This window comes from Photobacterium rosenbergii, assembly GCF_033022775.1.
In the GTDB taxonomy this organism is placed as follows: Bacteria; Pseudomonadota; Gammaproteobacteria; order Enterobacterales; family Vibrionaceae; genus Photobacterium; species Photobacterium rosenbergii_A.
This window is the reverse complement of sequence record NZ_JAWJZI010000002.1, coordinates 647,192-659,991: the sequence shown is the minus strand read 5'-3', so window position 1 is coordinate 659,991 and position 12,800 is coordinate 647,192. Positions and strand designations below refer to the sequence as shown.

Below are 12,800 nucleotides of genomic sequence, written 5' to 3'. Positions count from 1 at the left end.
TAGGTTATGCCTGATAAACCTTTAGGTTTACTTATTGATTTATAAGATTAATTTGCCAGATAGTTAGCTCGGCACTTAGACTGTCATAAAACAACGATACGCTAGTATGAAAATAGTCTATTAAATTGGAAAAAAACGCTTTGAATTACACGTTTAGGGGACTATTATGCGCCCCCTAAATTCAACCTAATAGTTGGGGGGATTATCTATGAAACCCCTAGGTGGAGATCTTGTAGAATTGAACGCTGCAGAAACAACTAAAGCACCAGTGATTCAGCTTAAAGGGCTGGGCAAAAGCTTCGACGGTAAGCAAATTATCGCTGGTCTCGATCTGAATGTGAATGATGGTGAATTCCTTACCATCCTTGGCCCTTCTGGCTGTGGTAAAACAACGGTACTTCGACTTATCGCCGGCTTTGAAAATGCCGATGCGGGTCAGATTGTTATTGCCGGCAAAGACGTAACAGGTATTCCGGCTGAACAGCGCAATGTAAATACTGTATTCCAGAGTTACGCGCTATTCCCGCATATGACAGTATTTGAAAATGTCGCCTTCGGCCTGCGTATGCAGAAAGTCGCTGAAAGTGAGATTGAACCGCGTGTAATGGAAGCGCTACGCATGGTGCAACTGGAGAATTTTGCCCCGCGTAAGCCGCATCAGCTATCTGGTGGCCAGCAACAGCGGGTTGCTATTGCTCGTGCGGTGGTTAACAAGCCAAAAGTATTGTTGTTAGATGAATCTTTGTCTGCGTTGGACTACAAACTTCGCAAACAAATGCAGATCGAGTTAAAACAGCTGCAGCGTAAACTGGGGATTACCTTCATTTTCGTTACCCACGATCAAGAAGAAGCCCTTTCAATGTCAGACCGTATCATTGTTATGCGCTCTGGTAACGTTGAGCAAGATGGCTCCCCCCGTGAAATTTACGAAGAGCCAGAAAACCTATTTGTTGCGCGTTTCATCGGCGAAATCAACGTGTTTGATGCCGTTGTTAAAGAACGCCTAGATGAAACCCGTGTATTGGCGAATGTTGAAGGCCGCCCTTCCATGATCCACTGCAAGCTAGCCGTTAGCCCGGGCGACAAGGTTAAGGTATTGCTGCGACCTGAAGATATTCGCCTTGAAGAAATCAACAATGGTGATGAAGCTCAAGGCATCATTGGCTATATCCGTGAGCGAACCTATAAGGGTATGACGCTTGACTCAGTCGTTGAACTAGAGACGGGCACGTCTGTCATGGTAAGTGAATTCTTCAACGAAGATGATCCTGATGTAGACCACTCTCTGGATCAAAAAGTTGCGGTTACTTGGGTTGAAAGCTGGGAAGTGGTGCTGGCAGATGAACAAGAAGCTTAATCTTCAAAACATCATCATAACCATCATTGTTGGTTGGCTATTGCTGTTTGTGTTTATTCCCAACCTAATGATCATCGGTACCAGTTTTCTGACCCGAGATGATGCAAACCTGATTGAAATGACCTTTACATTGGACAACTACATCCGGTTGTTCGATCCGCTTTATGCCAAGGTCATGATGCACTCGTTCTACATGGCGCTGGTGGCCACACTACTTTGTTTGGTGATTGGTTACCCGTTTGCTTATGCGATTGCAAAGATGCCTGAGAAATGGCGTCCGTTTATGCTGTTTTTGGTGATCGTGCCATTTTGGACCAACTCATTGATCCGTACTTATGGCCTGAAGATCATGCTGGGTACCCGAGGTATTTTAAACAATACCCTGCTCTACCTAGACATTATCGATAAGCCGCTACGAATCATGTACACCGAATATGCGGTGATGGTTGGCCTGGTCTACATTCTTCTGCCATTTATGGTGTTGCCGCTTTACTCGGCAATTGAGAAGCTAGACCACAACTATATAGAAGCAGCACGCGATTTGGGTGCGAATAAGTTCCAGACGTTCGTGAAAGTGATTTTTCCACTGACCATGCCAGGCATCATTGCTGGCTGTCTACTGGTGCTACTACCTGCTCTTGGTATGTTCTATGTGTCCGACCTACTTGGCGGAGCGAAAAACCTACTGATTGGTAACGTAATTAAGAGTCAGGTATTGAATGCCCGTGATTGGCCGTTTGGTGCTGCAACCAGTATTGCATTGACGATCGCGATGGCAGTCATGCTGTACGCCTACTACCGGGCAGGCAAACTGCTTAACCGTAAAGTGGAGCTTGAATAATGGGACGCGCATTTAAATTCAGTTTTATGACTGTGGTGTATGCCTTCCTATATACACCAATCATTATCCTGATTGTTAACTCATTCAATGCCAGCAAATTCGGCATGAAATGGGGTGGCTTTACTACCAAGTGGTATCACCAGTTGGTCAATAACGACAGCTTGATGCAGGCAGCATGGCACTCATTGAACATTGCGGTGTTCTCTGCGACCGCTGCAGCGATTATTGGTAGCTTGACGGCCGTTGCCCTCTTTCGCTACCAGTTCCGCGGTAAGCATTTTGTCAACGGCATGCTGTTTGTGGTGATGATGTCTCCTGATATCGTTATGGCAATCTCACTACTGGCGTTGTTTATCTTGGTGGGTGCAGAGCTAGGCTTCCTAACCCTGTTGCTTTCGCACATTACATTCTGCCTACCATTTGTTGTGGTAACGGTATACAGCCGTTTGAAAGGCTTTGATGTGAAGATGCTGGAAGCTGCGCGAGATTTGGGTGCTAGCGAATGGGTGATTTTAAAACAGATTATCCTACCGCTAGCCAAGCCTGCAGTGGCCGCCGGTTGGTTATTGAGCTTCACCCTGTCGCTGGATGACGTGATTGTCAGCTCATTCGTGACAGGCCCAAGTTATGAAATTTTGCCTTTGAAGATTTACTCCATGGTTAAAGTGGGTATTTCACCAGAAGTGAATGCATTGGCTACAATTATGCTGATTGTATCCTTGATTCTGGTTGTCAGCTCTCAGCTGCTTGCTCGAGAGAAGATCAAATAAGGCTAGCAACACCGCTTTAAATTTGGCTTCAGCCAAAGAACGAGCAAGTGGCCTTCGGGCCACTTGTTTTGTATTAACACCCTAAAAGGGTTTTGGAGATGATAATCTAATGAAAAAATGGTCCGCTTTTCTAGCCGGTACTGCATGCGCTGCTGCAATGTTCACAAACGTTGCGAATGCGGCAGACAAGGAATTAGTCTTTATGAACTGGGGCCCGTATATTTCTACGGAGCTACGTGAACAGTTCACTAAAGAAACTGGTATTAAAGTGATTTATTCGACTTACGAGTCGAACGAGACTATGTACGCTAAGTTAAAAGCCCACCCCCAAGGTTACGACCTGGTTGTGCCGTCAACTTACTTCGTTGCTAAAATGCGCGATGAAGGCATGTTACAGAAAATCGATAAATCAAAGCTAACCAACTTCAAAGAGCTTGATAAGAATTATCTGGATAAGCCTTTTGACCCAAACAACGACTACTCGATCCCACACGTTATCGCAATGACAGGCTTGGCAGTCAACACTGACATGTACAACCCTGCCAATTTCGATAGTTGGGCGGACCTTTGGAATCCTGAGCTTGAAGGCCAACTGATGCTTATGGATGACACGCGAGAAGTGTTCCACATCGCTCTGCGTAAATTAGGTTACTCTGGTAATACCACCGATCCCAAACAGATCGATGAAGCTTACGAAGAACTGAAGAAACTGATGCCAAACGTATTGGTCTTCAATTCTGACAACCCTGCAGCGCCATACCTTGCAGGTGAAGTTGGTTTGGGTATGCTTTGGAATGGTTCAGCAGCCGCTGCACAGAAAGAAGGCTTGCCTATTGAGCTAATTTGGCCCAAAGAAGGCGGTATTTTCTGGGTTGATAGCCTAGCCATTGCCAAGAACGCACAGAACGTTGAAGCTGCACACAAGATGATCGACTTCTTGTTACGCCCAGACGTAGCAGCCAAGATTTCTGAAGAAACTGGTTATCTGACGGCCGTTGAAGCATCAAACGCCAAATACAAAGACAACCCTACCCTGTTCCCGCCACAAGAAGATCTTGACCGTGGTGAGTGGCAGGATGCGGTCGGTGAAATGAACATCCGCTACGAGAATTACTTCCTGGAACTCAAAGCAGGCCAGTAATAATCAAACATTTTGAAGGCAGCCTATTGGCTGCCTTTTTTATACCAAAAATAGACAGTTATTGATTATTTATAGTTCAGACAGTTATTAGCCGTTGATATTCCATATCATAGTCATTCCATTCCCTGTTATAATATGCTCTTAAAAGCGCTGTATTATCAGTGTTTTTTACAGAACCTTACTACCCTAGACACAAGGGTAAACATCCGACGTTCGGCTCACGGGCTGAGCATAACGACACTTTGCAGGAGAAGCGGTTAGTACTTCACAGTGATGATTTTCATCCATAATTAGTACATTCGCTAGAGAACACTCTCAATATCCCATTTAGTTTGGAGCATATAACAATGAAAAAATGGTCTTCTTTAATGGCCGGTGGTGTTTGTGCAATGGCTATGTTTTCGAACATGGCAACAGCAGCAGACAAAGAGCTTTATTTCTACAACTGGTCTGAATATATCCCTTCAGAAGTTCTGGAACAGTTCACGAAAGAAACGGGCATTAAAGTGATTTATTCGACCTACGAGTCGAATGAAACCATGTACGCAAAACTGAAAACCCATGGCGACGGTTACGATCTAGTGGTTCCTTCAACCTACTACGTATCGAAAATGCGTGAAGAAAATATGCTGCAAAAAATCGACAGGACAAAGCTTAGCCACTTTGACGAAATCGATCCTAACTTCCTGCACAAGCCATTCGATCCTGAGAATGACTACTCTATCCCTTACATCTGGGGTGCAACCGGTATCGGTGTTAACACTGATATGATGGACAAAGAAGAAGTAACAAGCTGGGCAGACCTTTGGGACCCTAAGTGGGAAGGTCAGCTAATGATGATGGATGACGCTCGTGAGTTCTTTCACATCGCCCTTCGTAAGCTTGGCTACTCTGCGAACACCAAAAATCCTGAAGAGATTAAAGCGGCCTACGAAGAGCTTAAGAAGCTAATGCCAAACGTATTGGTATTCAACTCTGACTACCCTGCCAACCCTTACATGGCTGGCGAGACGTCTCTAGGTATGCTTTGGAACGGCTCTGCATACATGGCTCGTCAAGAAGGTGCACCAATTGACATCGTATGGCCAAAAGAAGGTGCGATCTTCTGGATGGACAGCATCTCTATTCCAGCTAACGCCAAGAACATCGATGCAGCGCACCAGATGATCGACTTCCTTCTTCGTCCTGAGAATGCAGCGAAAATTGCGCTTGAGATTGGTTACCCAACGCCAGTTGCAACAGCAAAAGATAAGCTTCCTAAAGAGTTTGTAAATGATCCAAGCATCTACCCACCACAAGACGTGATGGATGCCGGAGAATGGCAAGACAGCGTAAACGGTGCCAATACGATTTACGAAGAGTACTATCAGAAGCTTAAAGCAGGTCAGTAATCTTTCCTTATTATTGAAAACTCGGGCTCAGGCCCGAGTTTTTGTTTGGCGCGTTATTTCGTTGAAAGCCGACTTAATGCTGCGAATAAATACGAAGATGTATCATCAAGTTTCGAGCCCGAATCCAGTCCTTCACAGTTACTACAGATGATAGACATATACTCAGGTTCTGAAGCTGTTTTTTCTTGGTCAACCATCTTAACAGAGTACACATAGGTTGCACCTTCTATCAATCGGCGACCTCTTTCCCTAAACGTCACAGAATCTTCACGACTCTCTTTATCTGTACTGAAATAAGTCACCCACATATTAATTATTTCTACTGCCCAAATATTAGTCCCCTCAACACATACAGCAAGCTCTTTGAATTCGGAAGAGACTAACTCACTAACGTGACATGTGTAGTTATCCCGATTTTTTTGCATATTTTCTACGAGTAACTCTGAGATGGATTGCGAGTAACAACACAATGAAAATAATGAAAATAATGAAATTATCAATGTTTTCATAGCAGCTCCGAGGCATTCATCCGTCAAATCGACACATTTTGCAAAAGTATAGTCTCCCCAGTTGATGCGAGCAGTGTTTATTCAAAGCAGTAATAGATCTTATCCCAGAATCTCATCAACAAAGTTTGGGACTAACATAGATGCCGGGCCATAACGTTTCTCAGCAAACTCACTTTCAACTTCACTTGGCTCTAAGTTTAACTCAATGGTGTGCGCACCATGCATAGCTGCTTCATGGACAAAACCAGCGGCAGGATATACGGCACCGGAAGTACCAATGGAAATAAATAGATCTGCTTCAAGCAAAGCGTCATGGATACGATCCATGCCAATTGGCATTTCTCCAAACCATACAACATTAGGACGCATCGGGGCTGGCATCTGGCAGCAGTGGCAGTGATCATCAAGCGAGATATCCCCACTCCACTCAACCGTTTGGCCTGTTTCACTACACTGAGCTTTCAATAATTCACCGTGCATATGAATCACATTCTTACTGCCTGCAGCTTCATGTAGGTTGTCGATGTTCTGAGTAACGATGGTGACCTTGCCATCCAGCTCTTGTTCGAGCCTAGCCAACGCTTTGTGGGCATCATTGGGAAATACCGCGCCGCTTTCAAGTTGCTGGCGACGCTGGTTGTAAAAATTCTGTACCAGTGCCGGATCGCGGTAATACCCTTCTGGCGTTGCCACATCTTCAATATGGTGATTTTCCCACAACCCATCTTGGTCACGGAAAGTACGGATGCCTGACTCTGCAGAAATGCCCGCGCCGGTTAATACAACAATATTTCGATATGGGAAAAGCATGGCCGTGTCCTTTCTTTGATATGCTAATAAGCTTTATACCATTGTTTTCATGTGGTTATAAGTGAAGCGCCTACGACATTAGTCTAATTATAGACAACAAATAACAAGTTATAGTGCATTAGGGTATGCCTGCTTCACCACGAGCTTGAATGATCATGATACTGAAAATTTACCGTAAGTCTCTAATTAATAAATATTAAGCCACAAAAAAAACCGGCAGCGTTAGCTACCGATTTTACATTTATAAATTAAGTTAGCTGTTAAGCATTATCCTGTGCAGCGTTGCCCTTCTTATCGGCTTCGGCTTTTTCATCGAAACCGGGCTGGTTCTCCGGCAAGTCTTTGACTTCTTCGTACCATAAGTCATGGTGCTCTTTAGCCCAGGTCTCGTCCACTTCACCGGTGATCATACCATCCAGAGCCGCTTCCATACCGAATAGTCCAATGTAGATATGGAAGATGAAACCACATATCAGTATCAACGCAGAAAGCATGTGCACTAAGTGCGACAGCTCCATATCGCGGCGCGTTTGATCGAAGATCGGGAAATCCAGGATGAAACCACTAACAACGATAAAAGCGCCGAAGAAAATCAACAACCAAAATATGACTTTCTCACCAGCGTTGGAAAACCCAGCTGACGGATGGCTACCCTTATGCTTGCCGGCCATACCGCCCATTTTCATGAACCACTGCATATCGACTTTGTTAAAGATACTCTTTCGCCACCACTTAACCAGAACCGCTACCAAGAAAATCGCAAACAACGGGCCAATGTAGTTGTGGTATTGCTTGGCTGCATTTATCACCCAGCCCCACAACTCTGTAGGTACGATTGGCTTAATAAAGTACTTACCGTAAACCAGCGTCAATCCACTAAATGCCAAGGTCAAGAAGGTGAAAGCTAAACTCCAGTGCAACGCCCTATCCAACCGGCTCCAGCGTTTGATCTTACGGCCTGTTTTTGGATTGCTTAGCTTTAACGGGCCCACGACAACATACGCCAGCGCAACCATTACCAAACTGCCGAAAATCGCCAATGCGCCAAGTGGAGACATCCACTTTTCTTTCATAATGAACCAGGTCTGCCCCGGCACACTGATCAGCACACCGTGTTCTGGTGACTTCGATGTGGTATAGCCCTCTTGGCCATCTTTCACCGCACGCCAATAGTCAGCACCGGCAAAGCCGATGACTTCATGCCTTACAACAGACTCGCCCAAGCGCTCAGATTCAGAGTTAGCACTGTTTTCGTTACTCGCTGCCGCAGATAGTGAAAATATCAATATCATGGCGGTAGTCAGCAAAAAGAACCAGTGTTGAATTCGCTTAGTCATATTACTCCCGACTGTTTGTTCAACAGTTATGTTCATATCTCTTTACCCAGAGGCAATCTCAGCGATAGAGATTACCTCTTGTTCGTTTGCTACGCCCTGTTATGCCTTACGCACCTTGGCGGCATCGTAAGCCAGGTCATCAGTACTTGCCCAGCCTGCTTCTTTCGCACCACGGGCAACAACACGCTCACGGTAGATATCAGAGATTTTCGCTGCATCACCTGCCAGCAGTGCCTTGGTTGAACACAGCGAAGCACACATTGGAAGTTTGCCCTCAGCAATACGGTTGGCACCATATTTCTGTTTCTCTTCTACCGAGCCTGTTTCGACATTCGGACCGCCGGCACAGAATGTACATTTGTCCATCTTGCCACGCTCCGCAAAAGCGGTTTGCTGCGGGAACTGTGGCGCACCAAACGGGCAAGCAAACAAGCAGTAGCCACAGCCAATGCAGAGATCTTTGTCATGCAGAACAATACCGTCTTCGGTCTGCACAAAACAGTCAGCCGGACAGACCGCCATGCATGGCGCATCACTACAATGCATACAGGCTACCGAGATAGAATTCTCATTCGGCAAACCATCGTTAAGTGTAACGACGCGACGGCGCTGAATACCCCATTCAAGTGCATCATCGTTTTCGTTTTTACAAGCTGTCACACAACCGTTGCACTCGATACAACGTTTAGAGTCACAAAGAAATTTCATACGTGCCATCAGAATGACTCCTTACGCTTTAGAGATTTTACAGAGGGTAACTTTGGTTTCCTGCATCTGGGTCACAGGGTCATAACCATATGTAGTTGCCGTGTTAGCCGCTTCGCCTGAAACAAACGGTGCACAGCCTTCAGGGTATCGATCACGAAGATCTTCACCCTGGAACTTACCGCCGAAGTGGAACGGTATAAATGCCATTCCCGGTTTCACACGAGGCGTTACCATGGCTTTAACATGGATGCGGCCTTTCTCGGCACCTTCAACCCACACCATTTCACCGTCTTTAAAGCCAATATCATTGGCATCTTTCGGGTTCACCTCTACAAACATCTCTTGCTGCAATTCTGCCAGCCATGGATTAGAACGGGTTTCATCACCACCGCCCTCGTACTCAACCAATCGACCAGAGGTCAATACGATTGGGTATTCGCCTGACACGTCTTTATCCTGAATTGACTTGTACAAAGTCGGCAGACGGAACATGGCTTCACTGTCATTCCACGTTGGGTAATCTGTTACAAGGTCACGGCGTGGCGTATACAGCGGCTCACGGTGAAGCGGCACTGCATCTGGGAATGTCCATACCACAGCACGTGCTTTGGCGTTACCAAACGGGATACAGCCGTGCTTGATGGCAACGCGCTGGATGCCGCCAGACAGGTCAGTTTTCCAGTTCTTACCTTCTGCTTGCGCTTTCTCTTCTGCTGTAAGGTCATCCCACCAACCAAGCTGCTTAAGCATCTTGTCGGTAAATTCTGGGTAACCATCTTCAAGCTCACAACCTAGCGAAAAGCTGTCATCTGCTAGAAGGCTTTCACCATTACGCTCTACACCGAAACGGGCGCGGAAGTTACCGCCACCTTGAGCTACGGTTTTCGATGTATCGTACAGAATATGAGTACCAGGGTGCTTCATCTCTGGTGTACCCCAACAAGGCCACGGCAAACCGTAGGTTTCTCCGTTGGCTGGGCCACCTTCCGCTTCCAAAGAAGTCTTATGGAACGTGTGCCAATTCTGCTGATGCTCTTTCAGGCGCTCAGGGCTCTGGCCGGTGTAACCGATAGTCCACATCCCCTTGTTGTATTCTCGGGTGATGTCTTCAATTACAGGCTGGTTGTTTTCAACACGGATGTGCTTGAACAGCTGCTCGGAAAGACCCAGCTTTTGAGAAAGCAAGTACATGATTTCATGGTCAGGCTTGGATTCGAATAGCGGCTCAATGATCTGATCGCGCCACTGAACCGAACGGTTAGTCGCCGTTACAGAACCTGTAGTTTCGAACTGGGTTGTTGCTGGCAACAAATAAACGTTGTCTTTACGGTTGTTCATGACTGCGGCAACACCTGGGTATGGGTCAACAATCACCATCATATCCAGTTTTTCCATTGCCTTGCGCATTTCGGTACCACGGGTCTGCGAGTTCACCGCATGGCCCCAGTAGAACATGGCTCGGATGTTATCGTTCTGCTCGATGTTGGCTTTGTCTTCAAGCACACCATCAATCCAGCGAGAAACAGGAATACCGGCATTGTTCATTGGCTTCTTGCCACGGTACTCATTCTGGTCGAAGCGGCCCTTCAGCCACTCGTAATCCACATCCCATACTTTCGCCCAGTGTTTCCACGCCCCTTCAGAAAGACCGTAGTAACCTGGCAGGTTGTCAGACAGTACGCCAAAGTCCGTCGCCCCCTGTACGTTATCGTGGCCACGGAAGATGTTGGCACCGCCACCTGATTTACCCATGTTGCCAAGGGCAAGCTCAAGGATGCAGTAAGCACGCGTATTGTTATTACCAGTGGTATGCTGGGTACCCCCCATACACCAAACCACACAGCCTGGACGGTTCTCGGAGAGCATTTTAGCTGTACGGTAGACATCAGCTTCAGGTACGCCACTTACGCGTTCTACTTCAGCGGGTGTCCATTTAGCGACTTCCGCTTGTACCTCATCCATGCCCCAAACCCGCTGGCGAATGAATTCTTTATCTTCCCAGCCATTTTTGAAGATGTGGTATAACACACCCCAGATAAAGGCAACGTCAGAGCCAGGACGCAGAGATACATAGTGATCTGATTTCGCGGCAGTACGAGTTCGGCGTGGATCCGCAACGACAATCTTACAGCTGTTGCGCTCTTTGGCGATCAAAATGTGCTGCATCGCAACTGGGTGCGCTTCTGCGGGGTTTGAGCCAATAAACAAAATCGACTTACTGTTGTGCATGTCATTGAGCGAGTTAGTCATCGCCCCGTAACCCCAGGTGTTCGCTACACCGGCAACGGTTGTGGAGTGACAGATACGCGCCTGGTGGTCAACGTTGTTCGAGCCCCATAGCGAGACCATCTTACGGAACAGGTAGGCCTGCTCATTGTTATGCTTTGCAGAGCCCAACCAGTACACGGAATCTGGCCCCGACTCTTCACGGATTTTCTTAACCTGCTGGCTGACTTCATCCAAAGCCTGCTCCCAACTAAGCTTTTTCCACTTACCGTCAACCAACTTCATTGGGTATTTGATTCGTCGTTCACCATGGCCGTGCTCGCGCAGTGCGGCACCTTTTGCACAGTGGCCACCAGCATTGAATGGGTGATCGAATGCTGGCTCCTGACCAGTCCAAACCCCTTCTTGCACTTCTGCGTAGATACCACAGCCAACAGAGCAGTGAGAACAAATAGTACGCTTCACTTCAACCGGTGCTTTAGGATCAACATCTTTAGCTTCGGCTTTTTTCATCATGCCCGGTGCAAACATGCTTGCACCAGCCATACCACCAGCAGCTGCCAGTGATGAATTACGGATAAAGGAACGACGCGAAATACCTAGCTGGTTTTCGTCCTTGCTTACGTTATCGGAACGTTTAGTCAGTTTCATTTATTGCTCCGCCTTACAAGGTTTCGTAGTAATCGCGAATATGCTGAGTTTCGCGATAGCCAGTAGTGTTGTCATCTTGATCTTTGTTATAGCCCTCAGGCTTGTCGACCTTCGCCTGAACCGCAGTTGCTGTACCTGCAACAGCAGCACCAGCCGCCACGCTCAAGCCAATATTTTTCAATAGCTGGCGTCGGCTTTGACGGGTTTCATTATGACTGGTCTCTTTCTGACTAGGTTTGTTCTGCTCACTCATAAAAGCTTGCTCCTTATCGTGTTCCCGAATCCGATCAACCCGTTTCGGAAATCAATTTTTTGCTAAGTTTTTCGTATAATAAATAACGACTTAAAAGGCTTGTTCCAACTATCCACTGAGCACCCTCATTGCATCGCTCATTACATAGCTAGGTAGCGGTAGCAGTTACGTCGTCACAAAAATGAAAATTAGGTAAAGTCTAGTTCACCTCTACCAATCGTGTTTTCTCCACCAGCAGGAACTGCAAAGCCAGCTCAGCGACAGCGCTATAGAACACCGCGCTGTTAGCCGTTTTAAGATCAGCGCATAGTCGCTCAAACCAAGCCGCGATATGGCGATTGAAGAAAACTTGCTGCAAATGCTTGTCTCCCCCTTCCACCAGCATCGCCATCACTTCCAATAAAGCAGCAATATGATCTTCTGGCTCTTTGACATTTTCTTCACGGGTAAAACCCAACTGCATGAGATCACGACGAAGATGGGCAAGTGGCATTTCCATCAATGAACCGGTTAGGTACCAAGATCCAAATGGAACAATCTCGCCACGGCCAATGCCAATAAACAGGTCTTGATATTCCTCTTCGACAGACAGCACAGTAGCCGTTTTGGCTGCCAATTTAAGAACAGACCAGGAGGCTGCCATTGTGTTAGATGAAGATGCATGTTGATTGGCTGAAACATCTAGTGCAGAAAGCCAACCTATAACGGTTTGATCCGGTGCCTTGCGAAACAAATGTGCCAACAAGCCATATATTTCAACACGCAGAGCACTGTCTTCTGGGTGAGTTTGAAGTACTGATTCCATT

The 12,800-nt window shown here is 46.6% G+C and carries 12 protein-coding genes; 5 read left to right on the top strand and 7 right to left on the bottom strand.

Annotation, left to right across the window (positions count from 1 at the left end):
• Positions 1 to 238: 238 nt before the first annotated feature.
• From potA to R2X38_RS07110, 5 genes are all read left to right on the top strand, one after another.
• Positions 239 to 1,357 carry a spermidine/putrescine ABC transporter ATP-binding protein PotA gene (potA, locus tag R2X38_RS07130; protein ID WP_317521697.1) on the top strand — a complete coding sequence of 373 codons (1,119 nt, stop codon included), beginning with the start codon at positions 239 to 241 and terminating at the stop codon, positions 1,355 to 1,357.
• On the top strand, positions 1,341 to 2,198 hold the full coding sequence (potB, locus tag R2X38_RS07125) for a spermidine/putrescine ABC transporter permease PotB (protein WP_039461259.1): 858 nt from the start codon (positions 1,341 to 1,343) through the stop codon (positions 2,196 to 2,198). Before potA ends, potB begins: the two co-directional genes overlap by 17 nt.
• Positions 2,198 to 2,968, top strand: a complete 771-nt coding sequence (potC, locus tag R2X38_RS07120; RefSeq protein ID WP_039461261.1) for a spermidine/putrescine ABC transporter permease PotC — start codon at positions 2,198 to 2,200, stop codon at positions 2,966 to 2,968. Before potB ends, potC begins: the two co-directional genes overlap by 1 nt.
• 109 nt (positions 2,969 to 3,077) lie before the next feature.
• Positions 3,078 to 4,109, top strand: coding sequence for an extracellular solute-binding protein (locus R2X38_RS07115; protein ID WP_317521498.1), 1,032 nt, complete (start codon positions 3,078 to 3,080; stop codon positions 4,107 to 4,109).
• A gap of 347 nt (positions 4,110 to 4,456) precedes the next feature.
• Positions 4,457 to 5,500 carry an extracellular solute-binding protein gene (locus R2X38_RS07110; protein ID WP_317521497.1) on the top strand — a complete coding sequence of 348 codons (1,044 nt, stop codon included), beginning with the start codon at positions 4,457 to 4,459 and terminating at the stop codon, positions 5,498 to 5,500.
• 53 nt (positions 5,501 to 5,553) lie between these two features.
• On the opposite strand, the gene R2X38_RS07105 is transcribed toward R2X38_RS07110, so the two are convergent.
• The 7 genes from R2X38_RS07105 to R2X38_RS07075 all read right to left on the bottom strand — a co-directional run bounded on the left by R2X38_RS07105 (position 5,554) and on the right by R2X38_RS07075 (position 12,799).
• Positions 5,554 to 6,009 (bottom strand): hypothetical protein, encoded by a 456-nt coding sequence (locus R2X38_RS07105; protein ID WP_317521496.1) that lies wholly within the window; start codon positions 6,007 to 6,009, stop codon positions 5,554 to 5,556.
• A gap of 99 nt (positions 6,010 to 6,108) precedes the next feature.
• Positions 6,109 to 6,819 carry a Sir2 family NAD+-dependent deacetylase gene (cobB, locus tag R2X38_RS07100; protein WP_317521495.1) on the bottom strand — a complete coding sequence of 237 codons (711 nt, stop codon included), beginning with the start codon at positions 6,817 to 6,819 and terminating at the stop codon, positions 6,109 to 6,111.
• Positions 6,820 to 7,079: 260 nt separating this feature from the next.
• Positions 7,080 to 8,156, bottom strand: a complete 1,077-nt coding sequence (locus R2X38_RS07095) for a formate dehydrogenase subunit gamma (RefSeq protein ID WP_317521493.1) — start codon at positions 8,154 to 8,156, stop codon at positions 7,080 to 7,082.
• Positions 8,157 to 8,255: 99 nt separating this feature from the next.
• Positions 8,256 to 8,873 carry a formate dehydrogenase FDH3 subunit beta gene (gene fdh3B, locus R2X38_RS07090; protein WP_187462056.1) on the bottom strand — a complete coding sequence of 206 codons (618 nt, stop codon included), beginning with the start codon at positions 8,871 to 8,873 and terminating at the stop codon, positions 8,256 to 8,258.
• Positions 8,874 to 8,885: 12 nt separating this feature from the next.
• A complete protein-coding gene (locus R2X38_RS07085) occupies positions 8,886 to 11,741 on the bottom strand; it encodes a formate dehydrogenase subunit alpha (protein WP_317521492.1) in 2,856 nt (951 codons plus the stop codon).
• Between the two features lie 13 nt (positions 11,742 to 11,754).
• Positions 11,755 to 11,994 (bottom strand): twin-arginine translocation signal domain-containing protein, encoded by a 240-nt coding sequence (locus R2X38_RS07080; RefSeq protein WP_317521491.1) that lies wholly within the window; start codon positions 11,992 to 11,994, stop codon positions 11,755 to 11,757.
• Between the two features lie 199 nt (positions 11,995 to 12,193).
• Entirely contained in the window at positions 12,194 to 12,799 is a 606-nt protein-coding gene (locus R2X38_RS07075) for a molecular chaperone (protein ID WP_317521489.1), read from the bottom strand.
• Position 12,800: the final 1 nt, after the last annotated feature.